Annotated in this window: 25 protein-coding genes; 8 read left to right on the forward strand and 17 right to left on the reverse strand. The window is 74.1% G+C overall.

The window, feature by feature from the left end:
- Nucleotides 1-137: 137 nt before the first annotated feature.
- The 6 genes from ACYC1Z_RS04090 to ACYC1Z_RS04115 form a co-directional block, all read right to left on the reverse strand.
- Nucleotides 138-998 carry a phosphatase PAP2 family protein gene (locus ACYC1Z_RS04090; protein ID WP_461408265.1) on the reverse strand — a complete coding sequence of 287 codons (861 nt, stop codon included), beginning with the start codon at nucleotides 996-998 and terminating at the stop codon, nucleotides 138-140.
- A gap of 147 nt (nucleotides 999-1,145) precedes the next feature.
- Nucleotides 1,146-2,720 (reverse strand): DUF7059 domain-containing protein, encoded by a 1,575-nt coding sequence (locus tag ACYC1Z_RS04095; protein WP_461408266.1) that lies wholly within the window; start codon nucleotides 2,718-2,720, stop codon nucleotides 1,146-1,148.
- 118 nt (nucleotides 2,721-2,838) lie between these two features.
- On the reverse strand, nucleotides 2,839-5,163 hold the full coding sequence (locus ACYC1Z_RS04100; protein WP_461408267.1) for a sodium-translocating pyrophosphatase: 2,325 nt from the start codon (nucleotides 5,161-5,163) through the stop codon (nucleotides 2,839-2,841).
- A 121-nt stretch (nucleotides 5,164-5,284) separates the two neighbouring features.
- Nucleotides 5,285-5,719, reverse strand: a complete 435-nt coding sequence (locus ACYC1Z_RS04105) for an STAS domain-containing protein (RefSeq protein ID WP_461408268.1) — start codon at nucleotides 5,717-5,719, stop codon at nucleotides 5,285-5,287.
- 55 nt (nucleotides 5,720-5,774) lie between these two features.
- The gene (locus ACYC1Z_RS04110; RefSeq protein WP_461408269.1) at nucleotides 5,775-6,566 is read right to left on the reverse strand and encodes an anaerobic ribonucleoside-triphosphate reductase activating protein; all 792 of its coding nucleotides are present in this window, start codon (nucleotides 6,564-6,566) and stop codon (nucleotides 5,775-5,777) included.
- On the reverse strand, nucleotides 6,563-8,467 hold the full coding sequence (locus tag ACYC1Z_RS04115; RefSeq protein WP_461408270.1) for a ribonucleoside triphosphate reductase: 1,905 nt from the start codon (nucleotides 8,465-8,467) through the stop codon (nucleotides 6,563-6,565). Before ACYC1Z_RS04115 ends, ACYC1Z_RS04110 begins: the two co-directional genes overlap by 4 nt.
- Nucleotides 8,468-8,696: 229 nt before the next feature.
- On the opposite strand from ACYC1Z_RS04115, the gene ACYC1Z_RS04120 reads away from it, so the two are divergent.
- Nucleotides 8,697-11,129 carry a DEAD/DEAH box helicase gene (locus ACYC1Z_RS04120; protein ID WP_461408271.1) on the forward strand — a complete coding sequence of 811 codons (2,433 nt, stop codon included), beginning with the start codon at nucleotides 8,697-8,699 and terminating at the stop codon, nucleotides 11,127-11,129.
- Between the two features lie 64 nt (nucleotides 11,130-11,193).
- On the opposite strand, the gene ACYC1Z_RS04125 is transcribed toward ACYC1Z_RS04120, so the two are convergent.
- The 7 genes from ACYC1Z_RS04125 to ssd form a co-directional block, all read right to left on the reverse strand.
- Entirely contained in the window at nucleotides 11,194-11,556 is a 363-nt protein-coding gene (locus ACYC1Z_RS04125) for an Rv3654c family TadE-like protein (protein ID WP_461408272.1), read from the reverse strand.
- Entirely contained in the window at nucleotides 11,556-11,882 is a 327-nt protein-coding gene (locus ACYC1Z_RS04130) for a TadE family type IV pilus minor pilin (RefSeq protein ID WP_461408273.1), read from the reverse strand. The genes ACYC1Z_RS04125 and ACYC1Z_RS04130 overlap by 1 nt, the downstream gene beginning before the upstream one ends.
- An 80-nt stretch (nucleotides 11,883-11,962) precedes the next feature.
- Nucleotides 11,963-12,184: a DUF4244 domain-containing protein gene (locus ACYC1Z_RS04135; RefSeq protein ID WP_461408274.1), complete on the reverse strand. Its 222-nt coding sequence runs from the start codon at nucleotides 12,182-12,184 to the stop codon at nucleotides 11,963-11,965.
- 645 nt (nucleotides 12,185-12,829) lie between these two features.
- Nucleotides 12,830-13,408 (reverse strand): type II secretion system F family protein, encoded by a 579-nt coding sequence (locus ACYC1Z_RS04140; RefSeq protein ID WP_461408275.1) that lies wholly within the window; start codon nucleotides 13,406-13,408, stop codon nucleotides 12,830-12,832.
- Nucleotides 13,405-14,319 (reverse strand): hypothetical protein, encoded by a 915-nt coding sequence (locus ACYC1Z_RS04145; RefSeq protein ID WP_461408276.1) that lies wholly within the window; start codon nucleotides 14,317-14,319, stop codon nucleotides 13,405-13,407. The genes ACYC1Z_RS04140 and ACYC1Z_RS04145 overlap by 4 nt, the downstream gene beginning before the upstream one ends.
- The gene (locus tag ACYC1Z_RS04150) at nucleotides 14,316-15,536 is read right to left on the reverse strand and encodes a TadA family conjugal transfer-associated ATPase (RefSeq protein WP_461408277.1); all 1,221 of its coding nucleotides are present in this window, start codon (nucleotides 15,534-15,536) and stop codon (nucleotides 14,316-14,318) included. The genes ACYC1Z_RS04145 and ACYC1Z_RS04150 overlap by 4 nt, the downstream gene beginning before the upstream one ends.
- Nucleotides 15,533-16,546, reverse strand: a complete 1,014-nt coding sequence (gene ssd / locus ACYC1Z_RS04155) for a septum site-determining protein Ssd (protein ID WP_461408278.1) — start codon at nucleotides 16,544-16,546, stop codon at nucleotides 15,533-15,535. The genes ACYC1Z_RS04150 and ssd overlap by 4 nt, the downstream gene beginning before the upstream one ends.
- Before the next feature lie 199 nt (nucleotides 16,547-16,745).
- Here ssd and ACYC1Z_RS04160 point away from each other — a divergent pair, with 199 nt between their 5' ends.
- From ACYC1Z_RS04160 to ACYC1Z_RS04185, 6 genes are all read left to right on the forward strand, one after another.
- Nucleotides 16,746-17,381: an MBL fold metallo-hydrolase gene (locus tag ACYC1Z_RS04160; RefSeq protein WP_461408280.1), complete on the forward strand. Its 636-nt coding sequence runs from the start codon at nucleotides 16,746-16,748 to the stop codon at nucleotides 17,379-17,381.
- Nucleotides 17,382-17,545: 164 nt separating this feature from the next.
- On the forward strand, nucleotides 17,546-18,463 hold the full coding sequence (locus tag ACYC1Z_RS04165) for a hypothetical protein (RefSeq protein WP_461408281.1): 918 nt from the start codon (nucleotides 17,546-17,548) through the stop codon (nucleotides 18,461-18,463).
- A 287-nt stretch (nucleotides 18,464-18,750) separates the two neighbouring features.
- Nucleotides 18,751-20,733, forward strand: coding sequence for an acetate--CoA ligase (gene acs, locus ACYC1Z_RS04170; RefSeq protein WP_461408282.1), 1,983 nt, complete (start codon nucleotides 18,751-18,753; stop codon nucleotides 20,731-20,733).
- A 26-nt stretch (nucleotides 20,734-20,759) separates the two neighbouring features.
- Nucleotides 20,760-21,566 carry an AzlC family ABC transporter permease gene (locus tag ACYC1Z_RS04175; protein ID WP_461408283.1) on the forward strand — a complete coding sequence of 269 codons (807 nt, stop codon included), beginning with the start codon at nucleotides 20,760-20,762 and terminating at the stop codon, nucleotides 21,564-21,566.
- The gene (locus tag ACYC1Z_RS04180) at nucleotides 21,559-21,882 is read left to right on the forward strand and encodes a branched-chain amino acid transporter permease (protein WP_461408284.1); all 324 of its coding nucleotides are present in this window, start codon (nucleotides 21,559-21,561) and stop codon (nucleotides 21,880-21,882) included. The genes ACYC1Z_RS04175 and ACYC1Z_RS04180 overlap by 8 nt, the downstream gene beginning before the upstream one ends.
- 98 nt (nucleotides 21,883-21,980) lie before the next feature.
- Nucleotides 21,981-22,928, forward strand: coding sequence for an alpha/beta fold hydrolase (locus tag ACYC1Z_RS04185; RefSeq protein WP_461408285.1), 948 nt, complete (start codon nucleotides 21,981-21,983; stop codon nucleotides 22,926-22,928).
- 15 nt (nucleotides 22,929-22,943) lie between these two features.
- Here the strand turns inward: ACYC1Z_RS04185 and nth are convergent, their stop codons facing one another.
- On the reverse strand, nucleotides 22,944-23,645 hold the full coding sequence (gene nth / locus ACYC1Z_RS04190; protein WP_461408286.1) for an endonuclease III: 702 nt from the start codon (nucleotides 23,643-23,645) through the stop codon (nucleotides 22,944-22,946).
- A gap of 123 nt (nucleotides 23,646-23,768) precedes the next feature.
- Here nth and ACYC1Z_RS04195 point away from each other — a divergent pair, with 123 nt between their 5' ends.
- Entirely contained in the window at nucleotides 23,769-24,458 is a 690-nt protein-coding gene (locus tag ACYC1Z_RS04195) for a Crp/Fnr family transcriptional regulator (RefSeq protein WP_461408287.1), read from the forward strand.
- A gap of 32 nt (nucleotides 24,459-24,490) precedes the next feature.
- On the opposite strand, the gene ACYC1Z_RS04200 is transcribed toward ACYC1Z_RS04195, so the two are convergent.
- Genes ACYC1Z_RS04200 through ACYC1Z_RS04210 form a run of 3 tightly spaced genes read right to left on the reverse strand, consistent with a single transcriptional unit; the run spans nucleotide 24,491 to nucleotide 25,489 of the window.
- Nucleotides 24,491-24,958, reverse strand: coding sequence for a RidA family protein (locus ACYC1Z_RS04200; protein WP_461408288.1), 468 nt, complete (start codon nucleotides 24,956-24,958; stop codon nucleotides 24,491-24,493).
- Nucleotides 24,955-25,119 (reverse strand): DUF4177 domain-containing protein, encoded by a 165-nt coding sequence (locus ACYC1Z_RS04205; protein ID WP_461408289.1) that lies wholly within the window; start codon nucleotides 25,117-25,119, stop codon nucleotides 24,955-24,957. Before ACYC1Z_RS04205 ends, ACYC1Z_RS04200 begins: the two co-directional genes overlap by 4 nt.
- Nucleotides 25,120-25,150: 31 nt before the next feature.
- Nucleotides 25,151-25,489: a WhiB family transcriptional regulator gene (locus ACYC1Z_RS04210; protein WP_461408290.1), complete on the reverse strand. Its 339-nt coding sequence runs from the start codon at nucleotides 25,487-25,489 to the stop codon at nucleotides 25,151-25,153.
- Between the last annotated feature and the right edge of the window lie 408 nt (nucleotides 25,490-25,897).

Below are 25,897 nucleotides of genomic sequence, written 5' to 3' on the forward strand. Positions count from 1 at the left end.
GGGCCCCGCCGGCGGGGCCCCTTGGTTGACTGGGGCCGGGCAGACGCCACGACTCGGCCCCGACGGTACATCGTCGCGGCGAGGTGCGGCGTCCGCCGGCGCGCGAGGTGGACCGGGCGCGGTGGCCGACAGGTGCCTCAGACCGGCGCGGCCACCGGCGTCCGGGTCGCGGCCGTCGGCGCCGCGTGCCCGGCCCCGAGCAGCAACAGCCCCGCCGTCACGGCGCACACCGTCGCGACCGCCCCGACGCTCGCGCCGGCGTAGGCGACCAGCATCTCCGGCCGGTCCAGACCCGGGCCGAACCCGCGCGTCGCCGCCATCGCGGCCCCGGCAAGCAGCCAGCCGAGCGCGCCGAGGACGGCGAGCACGAGTCCGAGGGTGCGGGCCGGCCGGGACGGTGACTCCGGGCGCAGGAACGCCTGCGCGAGGAATGCCCAGGCGCCCACCACGAGCACGGCGGCGACGACGTCGGAGGCCCGGTGCCAGCCGCCCGCCATCGTGGCCACGCCGGTCGCCGCGGCGTAGGTGCCGCCCAGGAGCGCGGTCAGCCAGCGCCCGCGGGCGGGGGTGACGAGCAGCGCGCCGGCCGCGACCGAGACGGCCACGGTGGTGTGGCCGCTCGGCAGGGTGTTCTCGGCGAAGCCCTGGGAGTAGCCGAGGTCCGGGCGGCCCAGGACCACGTACTTCAGGAGCTGGGTGGTCAGGTTGGCCGCGGCGACCATCAGGGGGACGCCGAGGGCGAGCCGCCAGCGGCCCCGGACCAGGGCGACGGCGGCCATCACCACGACCGCGACCGCCAGGAACGGCAGGGACACGACGTCGAGGAGGTCGTGGGCGTACCCGGCGACCCGGACCCGGCCGAGGCCGGAGGCGATCAGGGCCATCTGGTCGACGTGCTGGCCCGGCCGCGTCGCGACGAACGTCCACCAGCACCCCACTGCGGCGGCCCCGCTGACCGAGGCCAGCACGAGCGCCGAGCGGCGTGCGCGGGACGTCATCGAGCCACCGTAACGGCTGGCCCAGGAGCGCACCTCCGCCCACTACCCCGAGGAGCTCCAGGGGGACGCCCTCGAGCCGGCGTCACGGCGGCACCCCGCAGCGACCCGGGAATGTGCCGGTGGCGCTCCTCGGGGGCAGCCGACCGGTCAGCCGGCGGGGCGCAGGAACCCGTCGACGAGCAGGTCCCGGGCGGCGGGCAGCACCTCGGCGGCCACGTCGTCGGCCGGGACCTCGAGCAGCGTCGCGAGCCCGGCCACGATCTGGCCGAGCGTGAGCTCGCCGTCGCACGCCCCCACGGCTCCGGCCAGCAGGGTGCCAGGCCGTACCGTCCGCCCCAGGCCCCCGCCCTGGCGCAGCAGCACCACCTGCGGGTCCGCCCCGCCGGGGGTGAGGAAGCGTTCCTCGGTGACGTCCGGCAGGACGAGCAGCCGCTCCCGTACGAGCAGCGCGAGGCCGGCGGGCCCGGTCTCGTCCTCGACGCCGAGGCCGGCGAGCCAGGCCCGGACGGCGAGCACCTCCGCCAGGTGTGCACCCACCGGCTGGCGCACCGCACCGGTCACCTCCTCGACGCGCCGCCACGGCCGCCGTCCGCCGTCCGGGCGGTGCAGCAGCACGTAGCCGAAGCCCACCCCGTCGACGCCACGGGCCGCGAAGTCGGCGAGCCACGCGGCGTACACGGCCTCGTAGCCGGCGCGGTCCACCTCGGGCCGCATACCGCCGTCGCGCAGCCACAGCTCGACGTACTCGGCCGGGTCCTGCACCTCGCGCTGGACCACCCACGCGTCCAGCCCGTCCGGGAGCCAAGCCGCGACCCGGTCGCGCCAGTCCTGCCCGGAGTGGTGCTCCCAGTTCCCGAGGAGCTGCGCGACGCCGCCGGGGGCGAGGTGGTCGCCGACGCCGGCGACGAGCTCGCGGACGAGGTCGTCCCCGCCCCGCTCGCCGTCGCGGTACTCCAGGAGCGGGAGCCCGGCGTCGTACGCGGCGGCCGGGGTGATGACGAAGGGTGGGTTGGAGACGACGAGGTCGAACTCCTCCCCGGCGACGGGGTCGAGCAACGAGCCGGACCGCAGGTCGAGGCACTCCCCGGCGAGCGCGGCGTTGAAGGCGGCGAACCCGAGCGCCCGGCGCGAGATGTCCGTGGCCACCACGTGGTCGCTGTGCCGGGTCGCGTGCAGCGCCTGCACGCCGCAGCCGGTGCCCAGGTCCAGGGTCGAGTGCGCGGGGGTGCGCACGGTGATCTGCGCGAGCGTGCGGGACGCGCCGCCGATGCCCAGCACGTGCTCGGCATGCAGGGCCGTCCCGGTGGCGAGCTCGCCGAGGTCCGAGGCGACCCACCACTGCGCGGTCCCGCCGGCGTCGGTGGCCGCGTAGGGGCGCAGGTCGACGAGGGCGCGGACGCCGTCGTGGTCGTCCTGACCGGCGGCCCGCACCAGGCCGAGGCGTTCCGCCCCGGCCGAGCCGGTGGCGGGCAGTGCCCGGTCCAGCTCGGCGCGGGTGACGTCGTCGCCGAGCATGAACGCCCGCAGCAGCGTCGCGGTGGCGTCGGTGCTGGTGCGCGCCGCACGCAGGGCGGGGAGGCGCTGCTCGCGGTGCAGGGCCGCGGCGGCGACCGGGCCGACGAGGTCGCTCAGGTGGTCGAGCGTGTACCCCGCCAGGTCCGCGCGCAGCGGGCCGACGGCCGCGGGGTCGGCGACCGGTGGCGCCGGGCTGGGGGTCTGCATGGGCGCCACCCTACGGATGCGCCACCGGCCGCCGCCGCGTAGCGCGCCGACTGCCCGGCCACCCCACGGATGCGCCACCGACCACCGGCCGCACCGCGCGGGGTGCGGCCGGTGCTTCTCAGGCGTGGTCGGGGTGGCTGACGGACTCGGTGGCGATGGTGTTGTCGATGTCCTCGGCCATGGTGGACGTGGCGCCGCGGCGGTGGGAGACCAGGACGGCACCGAACGCGATCGCCGTGGCCACCAGCGCGATGCCGATGCGGAGCGCGTGGTTGGTGTCGGCGGGCACGCTCATCTGCACCACCGCGGGCGCGATGAGGAGGGAGACGAGGTTCATCACCTTGATGAGGGGGTTGATGGCGGGGCCGGCGGTGTCCTTGAACGGGTCGCCGACGGTGTCGCCGATGACGACGGCGGCGTGGGCGGGCGAGCCCTTCCCGCCGTAGTGGCCGTCCTCGACGATCTTCTTGGCGTTGTCCCACGAGCCGCCGGAGTTGGCGAGGAAGACCGCCAGGAGCACCCCGGTGCCGATCGCGCCGCCGAGGAACCCGGCGAGCGGACCGACGCCCAGGCCGAAGCCGACGGCGACCGGTGCGAACGCGGCGAGGAGGCCGGGGGTGGCGAGCTCGCGCAGGGAGTCCCGGGTGCAGATGTCCACGACCCGGGCGTAGTCGGGGCGGACCTCGCCCGTCATGATCCCGGGGAAGTCCCGGAACTGGCGTCGCACCTCGAAGACGATCGCGCCGGCGGCGCGGGTGACGGCGTCGATCGCGAGGCCGGAGAAGAGGAACACCGTGGCGCCGCCGAGGATCACGCCCACCAGGGTGATCGGGGAGATGATCTCGTACGTGACCATCGCGCCGACGATCCCGCCGGCCACCTGCGTGCCTGAGTCGGTGATCTCGGCGAGGGCGGTCTTGACGGTGTCGGCGTAGGAGCCGAAGAGCGCGGTGGCGGCCAGGACGGCGGTCGCGATGGCGATGCCCTTGGTGATCGCCTTGGTGGTGTTGCCGACGGCGTCGAGGTCGGTCAGGATCTGGGCGCCGGCCTCGTCGACGTCGCCGGACATCTCGGCGATGCCCTGCGCGTTGTCGCTGACCGGTCCGAAGGTGTCCATGGCGACGATGACGCCGACCGTGGTCAGCAGCCCGCAGCCGGCGATCGCGATGAGGAAGAGGGAGAGCCAGACGCTGCCCCCCGCGATGAGGAACGCGGCACAGATGGCCGCGGCGATGATGCCGGCGGTGTAGACGGCCGACTGGAAGCCGACGCCGATGCCGGAGAGCACCACGGTCGCCGCACCGGTGCGGGACGTGGACGCGACGTGCCGGGTGGGGCTGGAGGTGGTGCCGGTGAAGTACCCGGTCAGCCACAGGATCACGCCGGCGAGGACCACGCCGATGAGGACGGCGGCGCTCACCATGAGCCGCGGGTCGCCGCTCTTGTCGAGGAGCTCCGCGGAGACGCCGGGGATCTCGCCGAACGAGCCGGGCAGGTAGAGGTAGGTGCCGATCGCGGCGAGGACGACGCCGGCGAGCGCGGAGACGTAGAAGCCGCGGTAGATCGCCGTCAGGCCGGACTCCTCGCCGCGCACCCGGGTCACGGCGACACCGAGCAGCGCCACGATCGCCCCGACGGCGGTGATGATCAGGGGGAGGATGAGGCCCTGCTCGCCCATGGCCGCCTTGCCCAGGATGAGGGACGCCACGAGCATGACCGCGTAGGACTCGAAGAGGTCGGCGGCCATGCCGGCGCAGTCGCCGACGTTGTCGCCCACGTTGTCCGCGATGGTGGCGGCGTTGCGCGGGTCGTCCTCCGGGATGCCCTGCTCGACCTTGCCGACCAGGTCCGCACCGACGTCGGCCGCCTTGGTGAAGATGCCGCCGCCGACCCGCATGAACATCGCGAGCAACGCGGCACCGAAGCCGAAGCCTTCGAGGACGGCGGGGGCGTCGCCGCGGTACACGAGCACGACGCCGGCCGCGCCGAGCAGGCCCAGCCCCACGACGCTCATGCCGACGACGCCGCCGGTGCGGAACGCGATCCGGGCGCCCTCGGCCCGACCGTCCGGCCGGGTGGCGGACGCGGCGACGCGGACGTTGGCCCGCACCGCGAGCGACATGCCGAGGTAGCCGATGGCCGCCGAGAACCCGGCGCCGAAGAGGAACGCGATCGCCCGGCCGATCCTGATCTCGGGGTCGGCCGGCAGCAGGAAGAGCAGCCCGAAGACGATGACGGCGAAGATCCCCAACGTGCGGAACTGGCGGCGCAGGTACGCCTGCGCGCCCTCCTCGATCGCGCCGGCGATCTCCTGCATCCGCGGGGTGCCCGGGTCGGCCGCAAGGACCTGGCGCCGGAACACCACCGCGACGACCAGCGCGACGACGGCTATCGCCGCGATGGCGGCGACGATGGCGATGCTGGTGCTCCCCAGCTCGAGCATGCGACTACTCCTGACCTGACGCCCGGTGCTCCATGGCCCGGGTCTTCGACAAATGCGGAGCCTACCCGCTCGAAAGACGTCGCTGTGACGTTCGGCACGCGGCCGGGCCGGCGACGGGGCGTTACTGCAGGTCCGCGCGCATGAGGCGGATCGCTCCGAGCGCGTCCTCGAGCGTGGGGTGCAGCGGCATGCCCTCGGCGAGCCCGGTGAGGTCGAAGACCTTGCGCGCCGCGCCGGTGACGACCACGTGCAGGTGGGTGTCCAACGCGACGGTCGTCGCACGCTTGCGCAGGACGGCCCGCACGCCGGCGGAGTCGATGAAGGTGACGGCGGCGAGGTCCACGATCAGATGTGCCGGCATGGGGTCGAGCGCCACCTCGACCTCGTCATCGAGGCGTTCGGCGGAGCCGCCGTCGACCTCACCCGAGACCCGGATGATCGTGATGCCCTCCATGGCTCGCCGGTCGAGCGACAGGTGCACTCGGTTCCCCCTGAGCCGTGGACGGTGACGGTGACGGTGACGGTGACGGTGACGGCCCATCGTGGCACGTCGCATCTGCCGGCGGCGCGGGTCTGTATGGGGAGAACTCCCCGCCCCCACCCATCCCCGGTCAGGCCGGCCGGAAGGTGAACTGCTCGAAGCCGAGCCGCTCGATCTGCGCCGCGAGCTCCGCCGCGCGGGCGTTCCACGCGGCGTCGTCCCACCGCTGCGCGGCCGCGGCGAACTCCTCCCGGGTGCCGAGCGTGCGCGCCTGCTGCAGCGCGAACACCCGGGCGCCCCGGTCCCGGACCCGCCGGGCGATCTCGACGGCGTCGGCCTCGGCCGCCGAACCGGGGTGGATGGTCGTGCGGACCTCGTGGTCGACGCCGGCGGCGAGGACCAGGTCGAGCGATTCCCACGCCAGTGCCCCGACGGCGGCGCGGCCGGCGATCGCCGGGTAGTCCTGCGGCAGCGCCTTGACGTCGATCCCGACCCAGTCCACGTGCGGCAGCACCGCGGCCAGGCGCCGCGGGTACGGCCCCGCCGTGTGCAGCCCGACGCCGAAGCCGAGCTCGCGCACCCGGGCGACGGCGGGGAGCAGCTGGAGCTGGCGCGTCGCCTCCCCGCCGGAGAAGACGACGCCGTCGAGCAGCCCGCGGCGCCGGCCGAGGAACTCCTCGATCGCCTGCCAGGACAGCGCACCGGGGGTCCGGGGCGGGATCAGCGTGGGGTTGTGGCAGTACGTGCAGTCCCACGGGCAGCCCTGGAGGAACAGGGTTGCGGCGAGCCGGCCCGGCCAGTCGACGGTGGAGAGCTTGCTCAGTCCCGCCACCTGCAGGTCCGCGGGGTCGAGAGCGTGCGCGCCGTCCTGAGCGTGCGCGTCGGCGGTCTCCACCGCAGCGGCCGGGCCGGCCACGCTCACGCGAGGGACGCCTCGACGTCGAGCGCGAGGACGAACGGGTCGACGGCGTCGAGCGGGGCGACGGACGAGCGCGAGCCCGCGGCCGCCTCGGTGAACATCTCCCGCTCGGCGTACTCACCCTTCTTGCCGATGTTGAACGAGGCCACCGGGCGGAAGTAGCCCATGACCCGCGTCCACACCTCGCACACGACCGGCGCCGAGTCCGGGTGCTCGGCCGCGCAGCGCTCGCAGGTGAAGTGCTCGCCGGAGAGGTAACCGTGGTTCGGGCAGATGGAGAACGTCGGGGTGATGGTGATGTAGGGCAGCCGGAAGTGGGTGAGCGAGCGACGCACGAGCTCCTTGCAGGCCTGGGCCGAGGAGATCTTCTCGTTCATGTACAGGTGCAGGACGGTGCCGCCGGTGTACTTGGCCTGCAGCTCCTCCTGCTGCTCCAGCGCCTCGAAGGGGTCGTCGGTGAAGCCGACCGGGAGCTGGGAGGAGTTGGTGTAGTACGGGTTGGTGTCCGTGCCCGCCTGGATGATGCCGGGGAAGCGCTTGCGGTCCTCCTTGGCGAAGCGGTAGGTGGTGCCCTCGGCCGGCGTCGCCTCGAGGTTGTACATGTTCCCCGTGGCCTCCTGGTAGTCGACCATCTTGTCGCGCACGTGGTCGAGGATCCGCACGCTCAGCTCGTGCCCGCGGGGGTCGGTGAGGTCGTACTCGCCGAGGGAGAAGTTGCGGACCATCTCGTTCATGCCGTTGACGCCGAGCGTCGAGAAGTGGTTGTTGAGGTTGCCGAGATAGCGCTTCGTGTACGGGTAGAGGCCGCCGTCGATGAGGTGCTGCACCGTCTCGCGACGCCGCTCGAGGACGTCGCTGCCCAGGTCCATGAGCTCGTCCAGGCGCGCGATCAGCCCGGCCTCGTCCGAGGCGTGGAGGTAGCCGAGGCGGGCCATGTTGATGGTGACCACGCCGACGGAGCCGGTCAGCTCGGCGGAGCCGAACAGCCCGTTGCCCCGCTTGAGGAGCTCACGCAGGTCGAGCTGGAGCCGGCAGCACATCGAGCGGATCATGCCGGGGTCGAGCTCGGAGTTGATGAAGTTCTGGAAGTAGGGCAGCCCGTACTTGGCGGTCATGGTGAAGAGGAGATCGGCGTTGGGGCTGTCCCACTCGAAGTCCTTGGTGATGTTGTACGTGGGGATCGGGAACGTGAAGACGCGACCGTCGGCGTCGCCGTCCGTCATGACCTCCATGAACGCCCTGTTGATGAGGTCCATCTCGGCCTGCAGGTCACCGTAGGTGAAGTCGACGACGTCGCCCCCGATCAGCGGCACCTGCTCCCTGAGGTCGTCGGGGCAGACCCAGTCGAAGGTGAGGTTGGTGAACGGCGCCTGGCCGCCCCAGCGGGAGGGCACGTTGAGGTTGAAGATCATCTCCTGCAGGTTCTGCTTGACGTCCTCGAAGGACATCGAGTCGAGCCGCACGAACGGGGCCATGTAGGTGTCGAAGGAGCTGAACGCCTGCGCGCCCGCCCACTCGTTCTGCAGCGTGCCGAGGAAGTTGACGATCTGCCCGGCGGCGGAGGAGAAGTGCTTCGGCGCGGAGGAGGAGACCTTGCCGCTGACGCCGTTGAAGCCCTCCTCGATGAGGCGGCGCAGGGACCAGCCGGCGCAGTAGCCGGAGAGCATGTCCAGGTCGTGGATGTGCAGGTCGCCCTCGCGGTGGGCGGTGCCGGCCGCGTTGCTGAAGACCTTGTCGAGCCAGTAGTTGGCGATGACCTTGCCGGAGGTGTTCAGGATCAGCCCGCCCAGGGAGTAGCCCTGGTTCGCGTTGGCGTTGACGCGCCAATCCGCCCGGCTGAGGTACTCCTCGATCGTGGTGGTGGGGTCAACAGCCTCGGCGCCAGGTGCGTCGTACGTCGTCATCGTCTCTCCTCGTCGTGAGCCCGCCGGTGCGGGGGGGGTGTCGCATGTCAACATACGACCACCATCCCTCTTCACCACATCATCTTGTGGCGTGTCGCGTCGATAGCCACTACATGTTGTGTACGTACTGCGCCCGAAAGGGCGCCAGAAGGGACCAAGGTCCCGACGTCCGGGCCGGGTCCCGAGAGCCCGCACCGGGTATGTCACACCGGCGGCGCACACTGGGGATGTGCCCGCACCTGACCTCCTCGACCTGTTGCGTTCCCTGGGGGCGCGCGACGGTCGGCTGGTGCACCTCGAGCAGATCCCGGCCCGGACGGGCCGCACGGCGCCGTGGCCGTCATGGGCGGACGACGACGTCGTCGCGGGCTACCGGCGCACGGGTGTCACCGCGCCCTGGGTCCACCAGGCCACGGCGGCGGACGCCGCCTGGCAGGGCCGGCACACCGTCATCGCGACCGGCACCGGCTCGGGGAAGTCCCTCGCGGCGTGGTTGCCGGTCCTCTCGGCGGTGCGGGCGGGAGCCGCGCAGGCCGCGAGCCCGGACGCGGGCCGGATCGGCGCCTATGCCCGCCGCCCGACCACGCTCTATCTCTCCCCCACCAAGGCGCTCGCCGCCGACCAGCTCGTCGGCCTGCAGCGCCTGCTCGACGCCGCCCGGCTCCGCAGCGTCCGCGTCACCACCTGCGACGGGGACACCCCGTTGAGTGAGCGTGACTGGGCGCGCGACCACGCCGACGTCGTCCTGTCGAACCCCGACTTCCTCCACTTCTCGATGCTGCCGGGGCACCGGCGCTGGCGGCGGCTGCTGCGGGGGCTGCGCTACGTCGTCCTCGACGAGTGCCATGCCTACCGGGGCGTGCTCGGCGCCCACGTGGCCCTGGTGCTGCGCCGGCTGCTGCGCCTGGCCGCGCACTACGGGGCCAGGCCCACCGTGATCTGCGCGTCCGCGACGACGGCGGAGCCGGCTCTGACGGCCGCCCGTCTGATCGGGGTGGCCCAGGAGGAGATCGTCGCCGTGACCGACGACGCCGCGCCGGCTGGGCGGCGCAGCATCGCCTTGTGGCAGCCCGCACTGTCCGCGGCGCGGGGGGCGTCGTGGCCGGGACAGGGGGTGGACCTGCCGGCCGACGACGCCGCGTCCGAGGCGGAGCTGGACGGTCCGCGTCGCTCGGCCATCGCGGAGGCCGCTGAGCTGCTGGCCGATCTCGTCACTGCCGGGGCCCGCTCGTTGGCGTTCGTGCGCTCGCGTTACGGCGCGGAGTCGATCGCCGAGCAGACCCGGCGCCGCCTCGGCGAGGTCGATCCCTCGCTGCGGGCGCGGGTGGCCGCGTATCGCGGCGGGTACCTGCCCGAGGAGCGCCGGGAGCTCGAGCGGGCGTTGCGCACCGGGGAGCTGCTCGCCCTGGCCACCACCAACGCGCTCGAGCTGGGCGTGGACGTGGCGGGACTGGACGCCGTCGTCATCGCCGGCTGGCCGGGCACCCGGGTGTCGATGTGGCAGCAGGCCGGGCGGGCCGGACGCGCCGGTGCCGACGGCGTCGCGGTGCTGGTGGCGAGCGAGGACCCGCTCGACGGCTACCTCGTGCACCACCCCGAGGCCATCTTCGACGCCGGGGTGGAGGCGACCACGTTCGACCCCACGAACCCGTACGTCCTCGCGCCGCACCTGTGCGCAGCCGCCGCGGAGACCCCGCTGACCGAGGCGGACCTGCCGCTGTTCGGGCTCCCGGACGAGCGTCTGCTCACCGATCTCGTCGCGCGCGGCCTGCTGCGCCGTCGTCCGAACGGGTGGTTCTGGAACTTCGCCCGCCCGGAGCGGCCGCAGGACCTCACCTCCTTGCGCGGCGGGTCCGCGCGGCCGGTGCAGGTGGTGGAGGCCGGGACCGGGACCGTGCTCGGCACGGTGGACGGCACCCGCGCGGACGCCACGGTGCACCCCGGCGCGGTGTACGTGCACCAGGGGCGCACGTTCGTCGTCGACGCGCTCGAGGACGACGTCGCTCTCGTGCACGCCGACGCCGACGTGGCGCACCGGACCAAGGCCCGCTCGACGTCCTCCGTGCGGATCGTGAGCACGCGGGCGCACGAGGACTGGAGCGACGGGACGGCCACGGTGCGGTGGTCCTTCGGTGACGTCGAGGTCACGAGCCACGTCACCGGCTACGACCGGCGCCGGGTGCCGGGCCTGGACATCGCGGGCTCCTACCCCCTCGACATGCCGGAACGGGTGCTGCCGACGACGGCGGTGTGGTGGACGCTGTCGGAGCGGGCGTGCGCGTCGGCCGGAGTGGGTAAGGACGCGCTGCCCGGCGCGCTCCACGCGGCCGAGCACGCCTCGATCGGGCTGCTGCCGCTGCTCGCCACGTGCGACCGGTGGGACATCGGAGGCCTGTCGACGGCGGTCCATCCGCAGACCGGGCAGCCCACCGTGTTCGTGCACGACGGGTACCCCGGCGGCGCGGGGTTTGCCGAGCGGGGGTACCGCGCGGCCCGGGCATGGGCGCAGGCCACGCTCGACGCGATCACGGCCTGCTCGTGCCCGGACGGCTGCCCCAGCTGCGTGCAGTCGCCCAAGTGCGGCAACGGCAACTCACCCCTCGACAAGCATGCGGCCGTGAAACTGCTGCGGCTGCTCCTGTCGGTGGCACCGCCGGGCTGACCGCCCGGCAGCGCCGTAGGCCGGGCCGCCCCCTCACCCGACGCCGCAAGGCCGGGCCGCCCCCTCACCCGGCCGGACCGGCCCGGGCATGGGCACGCGCCGGCGGGAGGTCCCCGGCAACGGCGACGTGGGCCACCACCTCGACCTCCTCGCCCGACACCCGGCACCTGAAGAGCTCGGCGCTGTTGGCCGCGACCACCCGCCGCGCGACGCCACAGGCGTCGGGTCCGAGGGGTCGTTGCAGTCCGAGGGGGCGTTGCAGCGCGGTCGCCGCCGCGAGCGCGCCCAGGTCCGCCGCGGTCTGTGCGGTGCCCCGTGCGTGGACCGCGGCCGCGAGGCCGGCGACGGCGAGCGCGAGGACCAGCAGCGCCGCGACCAGACCGAGTCCGAGCACCGTCCCCGACCCGCGTTCGTCGTGGCCCCTCATCAGCCCTCCCCCGGTTCGGGCAACGCCCGGGCCGAGGCGCTCGCCCGCAGTCCGGCCAGGCCGAGCAGTCCGGGCAGGTCTTGCTCGACGTCGACGACGACGTACCCGCCGTCGGTTCCCACCCGTACCCGGGCGGCCGGCCCGGCCAGCTCGCGGGCGAGCTCAGCCACCGCGGCACCGGGCTCGCCCAGGGCTGCGGCCCGCGCCCCGGAGCGGGCGGCGTCGGCGACGCGCACCTGGGTGAGTGCCGCGGCTGCCGCCGTCAGCAGCACCACCAGCAGCAGCACGACGCCCGGCAGGACCAGCGCCAGTTCGGCCGTGACCATGCCACGTTCCCGCCGTGCTCGGCCGCCCGACGGCGGGGGGGGGCGGCCGCCCCCACCCGCCGTCGGGCGTGGGATCGGCGTCATCCCAGCCCAAGAGCCGTGCGGATGAGGGCCGAGATCAGCTCGCGGACCCAGTCGCTCTTGAGGATCGCGATCAGGACCCCGGCGAGCGACGCCGCCGCCACCGTCCCTACCGCGTACTCGGCGGTCGCCATACCCGCCTCACCCGCCTCCCGCAGGGGCGCGGTCCGCCGGCTCATCGCCGCCCGCACCCGGCCCCAGCGCCTGCCCAGGGTTCTCATGGTTGTCTCCTTCCGTCAGGGCCTCACTCGGCCCGCTCCGGCGACCGGCCAGCTGCCGGCCGCCACCCATGAGCCTGGTTCGAGCGGGGTCGGCCGCGCCGGGGACGTCGTGCCGGCTGTGGACGGAGTGGTTTCGCGCGATCATCACGAGGCCGGACGTGCCCGCCGGCATCCACCGCGAATCGTGCGTCCCCAGCGCCCCCCAACCCCTCCTGCCCGCACTGTGGTGAGCATTTGCAGGTCTATCACCAGCCAATGCTCACCACAGTGCGGGCCAGGGCGGGGCCGAGCGGCGGAGCTTCCACGACTCCCCCCGGATCCTCGTGGACGGGGTCGACACGTCCGCCGAGCCCGGCGCCCCGGTCTGGCTGATGCGCCACCGCTACCGCAGCGAGACCGGGCCCGCCGGACTGCCCACGGTCGACCCGCTCGTCGAGGTGCTCGGACTTCAGGCCGTGGTGGTCGGCGAACGCGTCCCACGGCGCCCGTGCCCCGGCCAGGTCACGAAGGTAGTTCCAGCCTCACCGGTTTCGCAGGTACCTCAGGATCTCGTCGGCGGGACCGTCGTCCCCTCGTCCAGGATCGGCGGGTGTCTGGGGGCCGACTTCTGCTTCCCAGGGGTCAAACTCAGACTTCCCAATGTCCTCAGAACAGTCCGCCGCCGACGGCGAGGACGACCGGGATGATGCCCAGGAGCACGAAGGCGGGTAGGAAACAGATCCCGAGCGGCAGCACCAGCCACACGCCGAGGCGGGCGGCCGCCTCCTGCGCCTGCCCGTGCCGACCGGCGCGCACCGTGTCCGCGGCGCGCCGCACCAGCGGCCCGGGCGCGACCCCGTCCGCCCACGCCGGCTCGAGCGCGTCGGCGAGCGGCGCGAGCACCGCGGGCGCCCCCGCCCACGCCTCGTCCCACGGCGCCCCCAGGAGCAGGGCGGTACCGGCCTGGCGCAGGGCGCCACCGCTTCCCTGCCGACCCGGGGCCGGGCTCGCCACGGTGCCCTCGAGCGCGTGGCCGAGCGCCTGCAGGGTGCCGGGCACCGATGCACCGGCCGCGAGCGCCGCGTCCGCGAGGTCCAGGAGCACGGCCGTGTCGATCTCGCCGAGCACGCTCCGACGCCGACCGACCCGCCGTGCACCCCCACGGGTCGGTCGCACCCCACGGCGCACGCCGAGCACCCAGGGTGCGGCGGCCAGCACGACGAGCGCGGCCACCAGGATCGTCACGGTGGGCCACCTCGGTCGGAGCTCGAGATCGGCGGGACGGGAACTCGGTGTCGACGAGCCGGGGCCTGCGCGGGCCGCACCCGGACGGGGCGGCCGAGGCCGCGGCCGTCGGCCCGTCCGGCGGGCTGCGTCCCTGCGGTCCGGGCCCTCCGCTCGAGCGACGCCACCCACCAGCGGCCGACCCCCATGAAGCCGAGCCCCAGCGCGAGGCACAGGGTGCCGAGCCGCCCGTCGAGCAGGACGGCGACCGGGTCGGCGCCCACGGCCACCCCGAGCGCGAGACCGAGCAGCGGGAGCCAGCCGAGTAGCCGAGCCGTCGAACGGGGACCCGCCAGCGCGACGGCGCGCGCAGCACGAGCTTGGCCCGCCTCGGTGATGCCCGCCGCGCAGCGCTCGAGCACCTCGGCCAGCGGGGCACCGATCTCGTGGGTGAGGCGGCAGGCGGCGACGGCGCCCGGCAACGCACCGTCGGCGGTCGCCCCCAGCACCGGACCCTTGGTCCGCCAGGCGAGGAGCGGGCCAGGCGAGCCTGCCCGGGTGGCGAGATCGAGGAGCGGACCATGCGAGCCTGCCCGGGTGGCGAGATCGAGCAGCGGGTGGGGCACACCGTCGTCCCCGATCAGGCCACGCCCGGTGCCGGCCGGCTGGGTGGTCCCGGCCCCGGTCAGCAGGCCCGCACGCGCGAACGTCCGACCCCATGCGCTCTCGACATCGGCACCCGTCCGCAGCCGTGTCGCGACCTCGGTGACCAGCACGCCGAGGTCGATCTCGGGCCGCCGCCCAGGTCGGCGACCGCCGGGGAGCCGCCACCGTGCACCGCCCCCGCCCGCACGCGGTCGCAGCGACCGGGCGGGCGCGACGAGCACCCCCACCGCCACGGCGAGCAACACCGCCACGGCGACCGCGATCACGGGACCGTTATCGCGTGGCGGCCCGCGGCCGTGGCGGGCACAGCCGACGCGGGCACGATCGACGCGGACACGATCGACGCACAGATGTCCCGCTCCGGCAGGTCGAGGCGCTCCGCCAGCGACGGCCAGCCCGGCCCGACCCGCACCTCTCCGTCGTGCCACGACAGTGCGAGTTCCCCGCTCAGTGCTCCGCCGGCGCGGCGCAGCACGCCGATCTCGACCAGCCGCCGCCGGCCCGCGGTGCGTCGCAGGTGCAGGACGGCGTCGAGCGCGCTGGCGGCCTGGGCCGCCACGGTCGACTCGACCATCCCGGCTAGCGATCCCAGCGCGACGAGCCTCGCCGGCACGTCGGCGGCGGCGTTCGCGTGCAGCGTGGCCCAGCCGCCGTCGTGCCCGGTGTTGAGCGCGCCGAGCACGTCCCGCACCTCGGCGCCACGACACTCCCCGAGCACCAGGCGGTCCGGCCGCATCCGCATCGCTGCCCGGACGAGGGTGCGCAGTGGCACCTCACCGACCTGTTGGACGTTCGCCCGCCGCACCTGCAGGTGGACGACGTGCGGGTGGTCGGGGCGCAGCTCGGCCGACTCCTCGATGCAGATGATCCGCTCGTCGGCGCCCACGAGGGAGAGCAACGTCGCGAGCAGCGTCGTCTTGCCCGACCCGGTGGCACCCGAGACGAGCACGTTGGCCCGCCGCGCCACGAGGGCGCGCAGGACCGGCTCCAGCGGGGCCACGACCGTGCCCGAGGCGACCAGCTCGGGCAGGGTGAAGGTCCGGGTCCGGTGCGTCCGCAACGAGATGAGCGTGCCGCCCGCGGACAGCGGTGGCAGGACGGCGTGCAGTCGGGTGCCGTCCGGCAGGGTGCCCTCGACGACGGGGCTCGCGTCGTCGAGCCGCTGACCGCACGCCGCGGCGAGCCGGGTCGCCAAGGCCCGCACCGCCGCCGCATCGGGAAAGGTTCCCCCGACACGTTCGAGCCCTTCGCCGCGGTCGACCCAGACGCCGTCGGTGCCGTTGACCAGCACGTCCGTGACCGCCGGATCCTCCAACCACGGCTGCAGGACCGGGCCCGCGCCGTGCAGCTCGGCGCGCACCTCCGTGTCGAGCCGCAGCAGGCCGCGGGCTCCCAGCGGCGCCGTGGTGAGGGCGGCGGGCATCGTGGCACCGCGGGCGAGGGCCGCACGCACCTGGGCGACGGCGGGTTCCACCGTGCTCACCGGCCCAGCCCCATCCGGTCCACGAGGGCGCGGGCGGTCACCAGCAGGTGTCCGCGGCGCTGGTCCCCCGGGGTCACGCCGTGCTCGATGCCGGCCGGCAGCGCGCGTTCGTCGCGCATGCGGGCCGCCAGCTCGACGCCGGCCCAGTCGGCGATCTCCTCCGCCGCACCCATGTCCGTGGTCCGGGTCCGCACCACGAGGTGGGTGCGGATGTGCCCGGTGAGGGTGGCCGCCGCGGCGATCACCGCCGCCGCGCCGCGGACGTCGTCCCGGCCGACCAGCACCACGTCGGTGCACCCACCGAGCCACTCGCACCTGGGACCGGGGGCGAGGACCTGCCGTGGCAGGTCCAGCAGGACGACGTCGTGCCCCTGCGTGAGTGCCCGCACCGCCCCCCGCGCCACGTCCGGCGCACCGGCACCACCGCGCCGGTCCCCGGACAGCACGCGGACGAGGTGCCACTGCGGCAGCGCGAGAGCGAGTCGCTCGGGCAGCAGCGCGCCCTGCGCGGCCTGCACGTCCGCCCATCGCTGGCCCGGGTCGTGCTCGAGCCCGAGCAGCAGGTCCAGACCGCCGCCGGCCGGGTCGAGATCCACGAGCGCCGTCGCCGCCCCCACCTGGACGCACGCCCGGGCGAGTGCCGCGGCCAGGACCGTCGCCCCCGCCCCGCCGTGGGCCGCGACCACGCCAATGGTCCGCGCCCGGCGAGAACCGGCCGTGCCGACGAGCGCGTCGAGCAGCACCTCGGCCTCGCCGGGCAGGACGACGGCGGCCGGGACGTCGGCGTCTCCCGCCGGCGCGTACAGCTCGAGCCGGTCCGCCCCGGGCGGGGAGCCCGCGTCGTGGACGATCGTCAGCGCGGCCCACGCGTGGTCCTCCGGCACCCCCTCCTCCGGCGGCGCCACGCGCAGCCCGACGCCGGCCAGCTCCGCGAGGTGGCGGACCTGCACCACGACCGCCGGGTCGGCAGAGTGCAGCACCGCGGTCCCGGGACCACCCGACACAGCCATCCGCCCTCCCCGGCTCGCCCGTGCGTTGTGACGTCAGCGTGTTGTGACGTCAGCGTGCCGTACTCACCCGCCTGGCCGTCGGCCACCTGTGGACAACCGCCGGGTGCGGGATGCCGGCACCGGGCAGGAAGCGGGATGCCGGCTCCGGGCAGGGAGCGGAACCGGTGACGCCGCCGCGAGATTCTGGGAGTGTGGCGGCATGCGCCTCACGCACTTCGGCCACGCCTGTCTCCTCGTCGAGACCACCGGTGCGCGGCTCCTCTTCGACCCGGGCACCTACGCCGAGGGTTTCGAGACGGTCCGCGACCTCGACGGCGTCCTCCTCACGCACCAGCACGCCGACCACGTCGACCGGGAGCGGCTGCCCGCGCTGCTCACCGCCAACCCGCACGCCGTCCTGCTCGCGGACGAGGAGACGGCAGCGTTGCTGACCGACCTGCCCACGACGCCGCGCCCGGTGCGCGTGGGCGACCACCTGACCGTCGCCGGTGCCGAGGTCGATGTCGTGGGCGGCGCGCACGCGTTCGTGTACGGCGACCTGCCCGCGCTCGCGAACGCCGCCTACGTGCTCGACGGCGGAGCCTTCTTCCACCCCGGCGACTCCCTCGTGGTGCCGGAGATGGCGATCGACGTGCTGGCCGGCCCGACGGGCGCGCCCTGGCTCAAGCTGGCCGAGGCGATCGACTTCGTCCGGGCCGTACGGCCACGCGTCGTCGTGCCGATCCACGAGCGCACGCTCGCCGACCCGGCGATGTCCTACTCCATGCTCCGGCGGTTCAGCCCGGAGGGGACGACGTTCTCCCCGCTGCCCCTCGGCGAGCGCGTCGAGGTCTAGCCCGATCAAGGAACCTCACCGGCCCGAGTCGGCACGTGCACCGGGCAGTCGGGCAGTCGAACACGGGGCCGCCGGGCCGCGTGCGGCGTGCGGCGTGCGGCGTGCCGCACCCGAACGGCCGGGGCGGCCTGGGTACCGTGAGAGGGACCCCTCAGGAGGCCCTTGTGACCACCCCCAGCACCCCGCCCGGCGAGACTCCTGCCGGCGAACCCGCGCCGCCCAGGCACCTCGACGAGGGCGCCGCCTGGGACGAGGCCGCGGTCGCAGCCCGCGAGGCGCACGAGATGGACTCCACCGCGGTGCGCCGCCGGAGCCTGATGGGGATGCACGATCCCGCCGTCGAGCATCCGACGGGGGCCGCCCCGGTGGCACCCACGAGTGCCGCCGCCGCACCGCCGGGCGACGGGCCCCGGCCCGGAGGGGCCGAGCCCGGTGCCCCGACCGCGGAGGACCCCCGGTCCGCCGCGCTGCGCGCCCGGATGCAAGAGGCGGCGAACCGGCCCGGAACCGTCCTCGACGGCGCGACCGAGGCCCGGCCGATCACGCGCTCACCGGCCCACGTCTGGGGCCTGGTGCTCACGCTGCTTCTCACCCCGATCGCCTGGTACCTGTGGGTCGACGCCGGTGCCCGGCTGACCCTGGTGCCCGACGCGCCGTGGGAGACGGGTGTCCTCAACGTCGCGGCGCTCGCCGAGCTGGCCGCCGCGATCCTCGTGACGGTGGTGGTGCTCCTCGCCGCACGGTGGTCCTCGGTGGGGGCGATCCTCGTCGGCTCGCTGGTGCTCCTGGGTGGCCTCGCGTTCGTGGCCCTGCCGCTGCGGGTCCAGGACGTCCTCGGACCTGGGCTGGACCGGGCGGCCGACCTCGGCGGCCTCGGGGTCAACATCGGCCACCACCTGCTCGCCGACGGTGCAGCCGGGCGCTTCGTCCTCTACGGCACGGGCCTGGTGCTGGTCGGCGTCGTCTCGCACGGCGCCCGGCGGCTGGGCCGGGCGGAGGAGCGCACCCGTGCGGAGACCACCGACCGGGTGACCGCACCGACGCACGATGCCCCGCCCCGGCACGGATCCCGCCTGCGCTGAGCCGACCCCGGCCGGTGCAGCGCCGGGGGACGCCGGTCCCGGCCGGTGCAGCGCCGGTGGACGCCGACCCCGGCCGGTGCCGGTCCGGTGGACGCCGGTCCCGGCCGATGCCGGTCCCGGCCGATGCCGGTCCCGGTCGGTGGCCTCCCGGACGGTCGGGCGCACCTCCCGGCCCGAACCCCGAGCACTCCGTGACGGCCCGCCCCGGGGTTCGGTAGGTTGTCGGCGGACGGTGTGAGCCACGCCACTCACCATCGCCACCACGCCACGGCTCAAGGAGGACACCGATGTCCCAGCACGACACCGCAGCACCGACGCCCGACGGCGAGCTCGAGAACCTCCTGCACGAGACCCGCTCGTTCCCACCCAGTCCCGAGTTCGCGGCCACGGCCAACGCCACCGCCGAGATGTACGAGCATGCCGCGGCCGACCCCGAGGGCTTCTGGGCCGAGCAGGCGCGCGACCTCCTCACCTGGTCCACCGACTTCACCGAGGTGCTCGACTTCTCCGGCGCGCCGGTGGTCCGCTGGTTCGGCGACGGCGAGCTCAACGCGACCTACAACGCCGTCGACCGGCACGTCGAGGCCGGGCTCGGGAACCGCGTCGCCATCCACTTCGAGGGCGAGCCGGGCGACACCCGCACCATCACCTACGCCGATCTGCTGGACCAGGTCTCCCGGGCCGCCAACGTCCTGACCGGGCTCGGCGTCCGGACGGGGGACCGGGTCGCCATCTACCTGCCGATGATCCCCGAGGCCGTGATCGCCATGCTCGCCTGCGCGCGCATCGGCGCTCCGCACTCGGTGATCTTCGGCGGCTTCTCCGCCGAGGCCCTGCACAGCCGCATCAACGACGCCGACGCCCGCGTGGTCATCACCGCCGACGGCGGCTATCGGCGCGGCAAGGCGTCCGCGCTGAAGCCTGCGGTCGACGAGGCACTGGCCAAGGGCACCCCCGTCGAGCACGTCCTCGTCGTCGAGCGCACCGGTCAGGAGGTGCCCTGGACCGAGGGCCGCGACCAGCGGTGGGGCGACGCCCTCGCCGCCGCCTCCCCCGAGCACACCCCCGTGCCCGTGAACGCCGAGCACCCGCTGTTCATCCTCTACACCTCCGGCACCACCGGGAAACCCAAGGGCATCCTGCACACCACCGGCGGCTACCTCGCCCAGTCGGCGTTCACGCACCGGTACGTCTTCGACCTCAAGCCCGAGACGGACGTGTACTGGTGCACGGCCGACATCGGCTGGGTCACCGGCCACTCCTACGTCACCTACGCACCCCTGATCAACGGCGCCACCCAGGTCATCTACGAGGGCACCCCGGACACCCCCGGCAAGGACCGCTGGTGGCAGATCGTGGAGAAGTACCAGGTCTCGATCCTGTACACCGCGCCGACCGCGATCCGCACCTGCATGAAGTGGGGCGAGGAGTTCCCCGCCCGCCACGACCTGTCCTCCCTACGAGTGCTCGGCAGCGTGGGCGAGTCCATCAACCCCGAGGCCTGGATGTGGTATCGGCGGGTGATCGGCGCCGACCGCACTCCCGTCGTGGACACCTGGTGGCAGACCGAGACCGGCGCTATGATGATCTCCCCCCTCCCGGGCGTGACCGCCACGAAGCCCGGCTCCGCCCAGACGCCGCTGCCCGGCATCGGGGCCGACGTGCTGGACGAGAGCGGCAAGCCGGTCCCGGACGGCGGCGGCGGGTACCTCGTGCTGACCAGGCCGTGGCCCGCGATGCTGCGCGGCATCTGGGGCGACCCGCAGCGCTTCGCCGACACGTACTGGTCCCGTTTCCCGGGCATGTACTTCGCCGGGGACGGCGCCAAGAAGGACGACGACGGCGACATCTGGCTTCTCGGCCGCGTGGACGACGTCATGAACGTCTCCGGGCACCGGCTCTCCACGACCGAGATCGAGTCGGCCCTGGTGTCCCATCCGATCGTGGCCGAGGCCGCCGTCGTCGGCGCCAAGGACGACACCACCGGACAGGCCGTCGTCGCCTTCGTCATCCTGCGTGCGGATGCCGTCGATCAGGCCCGTGAGGGCGCCGACGTCGTCGCCGAGCTGCGCGACCACGTCGGCAAGGAGATCGGCCCGATCGCGAAGCCGCGCTCGATCCTGGTGGTGGCCGAGCTGCCCAAGACCCGCTCGGGCAAGATCATGCGCCGCCTGCTGCGCGACATCGCCGAGGGCCGCCCAGCCGGGGACGTCACCACGCTCGCGGACTCCGACGTCATGGACCAGATCAGCACCGGGATGACGGGCTAGCCCGGCAGGCTGCCTACGCTGGAGCCATGCCCGCCGTCCCCGACCCTGCACCGCCGTGGCCGGTGGACCGGCGCTCGTACCGCCGTCGCGCGGTGGCGCTGGCTGCGAAGGACACCCTCGCCGTCGGCGCGGGGTACCTGCCGCTCGGCGCGGCGTTCGGGGTGCTGCTGAGCAACAGCGGGCTGCACTGGTGGTGGGCGCCGGTGTTCTCGGTGCTCATCTACGCCGGTTCGATGGAGTACCTCGCCATCGGGCTCGTCACCGGCGGTGTGGGGCTGCTCCAGGTGGCCACGACGACGTTCTTCGTCAACTTCCGCCACGTCTTCTACGGGCTGAGCTTCCCGTTGCTGAAGATCCGCTCCGCCGTCGGCCGGCTCTACGGCGTCCACGCGCTCACGGACGAGGCGTACGCGCTCCTGGCCACGCGCCCGCACCACACGCTCACCGGGACCCGGGTGCTCGTCACCGAGATCTTCTGCCACTTGTACTGGATCACCGGATCCACCGCCGGGGCGCTGCTCGGGGCGGGGCTGCGGATCGACGTCGACGGGCTCGGTTTCACCCTCACGGCGCTGTTCGTCGTCCTGACCATCGACGCGTTCCGGGCCGCACCGGACGTACCGACGCTGCTGATCGCGCTGGCGTGCGCGGGGCTCGGGCTGGCGGCCGGGAGCGGCATGCTCGTGGTGGCGCTGCTGACGTTCGTCGCCGTGCTCGCCGTCCGCTTCGTGATGCAGGGCCGGCGTACGGGGACGGGAACCGATCCGGCGGGTCCGGACCGCGGGGCCGGCCCGCCAACCACCCCCGACGGGAAGGAGGTGCACGGTGCCTGACCCCACCCACATCCTGCTCACGCTGCTCGTGATCGGCGCGGTCACGTACGCCCTGCGCCTGGCACCCTTCGTCGCGCTCCGCACGCTCGGCGAGTCCACGGTGGTCGCCTACCTCGGCCGGACGATGCCGCTGGGGGTCATGGCGGTGCTCGTGGTCTACACGCTCTCCGCGGTGGACCTCACCACCGCACCGCACGGGCTGCCCGAACTCGTGGGTGTGGGGGTGACGGCCGGGCTGCACCTGTGGCGGCGTAACGCGATGCTCAGCATCGTCGGGGGCACGGGCACGTACCTGGTGATGCTGACGCTCCTCTGAGACTGAGTACCGGCCGGCGCCAGCGGACCCGTTCCGGTGCCGGCCGCGGTCGCACCGACCGGCGAGAGCCGACCGCCATGCACGGTAACGTGCCTGCCGTGGTCGCCGACTCCAGCTGCGTGATGATCTCCGGACCCTGGGAGCACCGCAACATCTCCGCCAACGGCGCGCAGTTCCACGTCGTACTGGCCGGCGAGCCGGATCCGGACCGCCCGCTCGTGGTGCTGCTGCACGCCTTCCCCCAGTTCTGGTGGGCCTGGCGGCACCAGATCCCCGCCCTGGCCGCGGCCGGCTACCGGGTCGCGGCCATGGACCTGCGCGGCTTCGGCGGGTCGGACAAGCCGCCGAACCGGCACGAGACGGCCGTCTTCGCCCGGGACGTCGCCGGCGTGGTGCACTCGCTCGGCTCGGCGCGCGCCGTCGTCGTCGGGCACGGGTTCGGCGGGACGATCGCCTGGTCGATGCCGTCGCTGACGCCGGGCGTGACGCACGCCGTCGCCGTCCTGGCCAACCCGCACCCGCACCCGCTCCATACGATCAGCCGACGCCTGCCGGTGACGGCCCTCGCGACGCTGGCCCGCTTCCAGGTGCCCTGGTTCCCCGAGCGGGCGCTGCGCGAGGGCGACCTCGTCCGCAAACTGCTCACCGCCTGGTCGGCCCCCGGCAACGACGGCGCCACCGCCGAGGCGGACGTGTACACCGCGGCGATGGGGCTGCCCTTCGCCGCGCACAGCACGATGGAGCACTTCCGCTGGTTGGTGCGCTCCACGCCTCGTACCGACGGCCGGCGGTACCTCCGGGCCGTCCAGGCCCCCGTCACGGTGCCGGTGCTCTCGATCCGCGGGGCCCAGGACCGCCTGTTCCCGGGGCGGACGTTCGCCAGGGACGCGGACTACGTCGTCGACGGGCTCGAGCAGGTGGTGGTTCCAGGCGCCGGGCACTTCCTGCCCGAGGAGGCACCGCAGGACGTCACGGCCCTGCTGCTCGACTTCCTCGACCGGGTGACGGCGCGCTCGCCCGGCCCCGGCCCCCTCACGGCACGATGACCCGGACCGGCCCCCTCACCCGGTGACCAGCGCCGCCGCCTTCTCCGGATCCGTCTCGCCCTCGCCGTAGGACGGGCAGAGCCCGGCCAGGACGCACGCCCCGCACGCGGGCCGCCGCGAGTGGCACACGCGGCGGCCGTGGAAGATCAGCCGGTGGCACGCCATCGTCCACGTCTGGGGCGGCAGGAGCTCGGCCAGGCGGCTCTCCACCTTCACCGCGTCCGTCTCCCTGGTCCAGCCGAGCCGGCGGGCCAGGCGCCCGACGTGTGTGTCGACCGTGATCCCCGGGATCCCGAAGGCGTTCCCCAGCACCACGTTCGCCGTCTTCCGGCCCACCCCGGGCAGGGTGACGAGCTCGGCGAGCGCGCCCGGCACCTCGCCGTCGTAGCGTTCCACCAGGGCCGCCCCGAGCCCCTGCAACGAGCGGGCCTTGGCCCGGAAGAAGCCGAGCGGGCGCAGCACCTCCTCCAGGTCCTCCAGCCGGGCGGCGCCGTACGCGCCGGCGTCGGGGTAGGCCTCGAACAGGCCGGGGGTGACCTGGTTGACGCGCTTGTCGGTGGTCTGGGCGGACAGCACCGTGGCGACGAGCAGCTCGAGCGGGGTCGTGAAGTTGAGCTCGCACCGGGCGTCCGGCCACGCGTCGGTCAGCAGCTCATCGACCGCGGCGGCCTGCTCGCGGGTGGCCTTGGTCGACCGTGGTCTCGGGGCGGCGCACATGGGCACAGGGTAGGGCGGCGCGCCGGAGCGTCCTGCTCGTGCCTCGCATCACGGCAGGTGGCAGGATGGGGCCGTACGGGGCTCGGGATTGCCCCCGCCGCCGATCTCGGTCGCCGCCAGCAGATGGGACACACAGTGGAACAGAACGTCATCGGCTCGATCCCCCTCTTCGAGGCGCTGGACGAGCAGGACCAGCAGAACCTGCGCGCCCTGATGAGTGCGACGACGATCCGCCGGGGCGAGATCTTGTTCAACGAGGGCGACCCTGGCGACCGGCTGTTCATCCTCACCGAGGGCAAGGTCAAGCTCGGGCACGCCTCCCCCGACGGCCGCGAGAACCTCCTGGCCGTGCTCGGCCCCGGCGAGGTCCTCGGCGAGCTGACCCTCTTCGACCCGGGTCCCCGCTCGACGACGGCGACCGCCGTGGCCCCGACGCACCTGCTCGAGCTCCAGCACAAGGACCTCATGGAGTTCCTCGAGACCCGCCCGTCCCTGGCCAAGCACATGCTCCGCGCGCTCGCCCAGCGCCTGCGGCGGACGAACGAGTCGCTGGCCGATCTCGTCTTCTCCGACGTCCCCGGCCGGGTGGCGAAGGCCCTGCTCGACCTGGGCGACCGGTTCGGCAGCCCGACCGAGGAGGGCCTGCACGTGGCGCACGACCTCACCCAGGAGGAGCTCGCCCAGCTCGTGGGCGCCTCGCGTGAGACGGTCAACAAGTCCCTCGCCGAGTTCGTCTCACGCGGGTGGATCCGGCTCGAGGGGCGGGCGGTCACCCTGCTCGACGTCGACCGCCTGCGGCGCCGGGCCCGCTGACCGGATACCCCCACGGGTCCGGTCCCGGTGCCTCAGCGCACCGCGACGACGATCTCCACCTCGACGGGCGCGTCGAGCGGCAGCGCGGCGACGCCGACGGCGGAGCGGGCGTGCGCGCCCGCCGCGCCGAAGACCTCCCCGAGCAGCTCCGACGCACCGTCGACCACGCCGGGCTGGCCGGTGAACTCCGGCTCGGAGGCGACGAACCCGGTCACCTTCACCACGCGCGCGACGTTGTCGATCCCACCGACGGCGGCGGCCGCCGCGGCGAGGGCGTTGAGGACGCAGGTGCGCGCCGCGGCCTTGGCGGCCGCCGGGGTCACCCCGCCGGCCGACGGCCCGACCTTGCCGGTCATCGTCAGCACCCCGTCCACCAGCGGCAGCTGGCCCGACGTGTAGACGAGGTCACCGTGACGCACCGCCGGGACGTAGGCCGCGACCGGCGCCGCGACCGGCGGGAGCTCGAGGTCGAGCTCCCGCAACCGCGCCGCGATGCTCATCGCTCGCCTGCGGGTCGCTTGAGGTAGGCGACGAGGTTGTTGGAGCCAGTGGGACCGGGCACGACTTGGACGAGCTCCCAACCGTCGCCCCCCCACTGGTCGAGGATGGCCTTGGTGTTGTGGGTCAGCAGCGGAATCGTGGCGTACTCCCAGGTAGTCATGCCGACATCCTAGGCACGGGCGCGGGGCGGCTCACATGGACGCGGCGCGGGTCCGCGCGATGATCCGCGGTGCTCGCTGCGAGCGCAGCTCCGAGATCAGCACGTCGTCCTCGCGGCGCAGCCATCCGGCCCAGTCGTGCACCTCGGGGTAGCGGCGCAGCAGGGCGCGGCGTTCACGCTCCGTGAGGCCGCCCCACACGCCGAACGTGGTGTTCGAGCTCAGGGCGTCGGCCAGGCACTCCATGCGGACGGGGCAGCTGAAGCACAACTCACGGGCGTTCCGCTGGGCGGCGCCGCGCACGAACAGCGCGTCGGGCTCACTCGAGGCACAGGCGGCACGTGCCGCCCAGGTCTGGTCTGCGAAGTCCATCGTTCCTCCCCGGTTCCGGACGGCAGGTTCGGCCGGGTGGTCGCCGGTCGGGTCCCGTTCTCCGTCCGGTGGTCGCGGACGGAACTCGTCTACGGGTGACGCTATCGGTGTGGCGCGATTCACGGAAGGGGTGGGACCTAAGTCCCGCACATCGGATCGATCGATGCGCTGTCGGTGTGATGCAGGACGGGCCCGAAAGTATGACGTTCGTCCTGACATCTGGCATGGCACGCACCCGGGGCCGCCCTGTGCACCCGTCTTCGCCCGTCCTGCGCCACGTCGCACGGGGTGACGACCATGGGTCGACAGGGAGGGGTACCCAGCGCAGCGGGGCACCCCTCGCAGCGGCCCGCGGCAGCCACCCCGGCTGCCGCGCGTGCCACAGCCGCGGTCCGGCACGTACCCTGG

The sequence above is a fragment of the Georgenia sp. genome (genome assembly GCF_054605595.1).

Coding starts and splice junctions, on each gene's coding strand:
- ACYC1Z_RS04125 (WP_461408272.1), bottom strand. CDS start 11,556: ATGAGGGGCCACGACGAACGCGGGTCGGGGACGGTGCTCGGACTCGGT.
- ACYC1Z_RS04210 (WP_461408290.1), bottom strand. CDS start 25,489: ATGGACTTCGCAGACCAGACCTGGGCGGCACGTGCCGCCTGTGCCTCG.
- ACYC1Z_RS04100 (WP_461408267.1), bottom strand. CDS start 5,163: ATGCTCGAGCTGGGGAGCACCAGCATCGCCATCGTCGCCGCCATCGCG.
- ACYC1Z_RS04115 (WP_461408270.1), bottom strand. CDS start 8,467: ATGACGACGTACGACGCACCTGGCGCCGAGGCTGTTGACCCCACCACC.
- ACYC1Z_RS04135 (WP_461408274.1), bottom strand. CDS start 12,184: ATGAGAACCCTGGGCAGGCGCTGGGGCCGGGTGCGGGCGGCGATGAGC.
- ACYC1Z_RS04175 (WP_461408283.1), top strand. CDS start 20,760: ATGCCCGCCGTCCCCGACCCTGCACCGCCGTGGCCGGTGGACCGGCGC.
- ACYC1Z_RS04200 (WP_461408288.1), bottom strand. CDS start 24,958: ATGAGCATCGCGGCGCGGTTGCGGGAGCTCGACCTCGAGCTCCCGCCG.
- ACYC1Z_RS04105 (WP_461408268.1), bottom strand. CDS start 5,719: ATGCGACGTGCCACGATGGGCCGTCACCGTCACCGTCACCGTCACCGT.
- ACYC1Z_RS04195 (WP_461408287.1), top strand. CDS start 23,769: ATGGGACACACAGTGGAACAGAACGTCATCGGCTCGATCCCCCTCTTC.
- ACYC1Z_RS04095 (WP_461408266.1), bottom strand. CDS start 2,720: ATGCAGACCCCCAGCCCGGCGCCACCGGTCGCCGACCCCGCGGCCGTC.
- ACYC1Z_RS04205 (WP_461408289.1), bottom strand. CDS start 25,119: ATGACTACCTGGGAGTACGCCACGATTCCGCTGCTGACCCACAACACC.
- ssd (WP_461408278.1), bottom strand. CDS start 16,546: ATGGCTGTGTCGGGTGGTCCCGGGACCGCGGTGCTGCACTCTGCCGAC.
- acs (WP_461408282.1), top strand. CDS start 18,751: ATGTCCCAGCACGACACCGCAGCACCGACGCCCGACGGCGAGCTCGAG.
- ACYC1Z_RS04090 (WP_461408265.1), bottom strand. CDS start 998: ATGACGTCCCGCGCACGCCGCTCGGCGCTCGTGCTGGCCTCGGTCAGC.
- ACYC1Z_RS04130 (WP_461408273.1), bottom strand. CDS start 11,882: ATGGTCACGGCCGAACTGGCGCTGGTCCTGCCGGGCGTCGTGCTGCTG.
- ACYC1Z_RS04160 (WP_461408280.1), top strand. CDS start 16,746: ATGCGCCTCACGCACTTCGGCCACGCCTGTCTCCTCGTCGAGACCACC.
- nth (WP_461408286.1), bottom strand. CDS start 23,645: ATGTGCGCCGCCCCGAGACCACGGTCGACCAAGGCCACCCGCGAGCAG.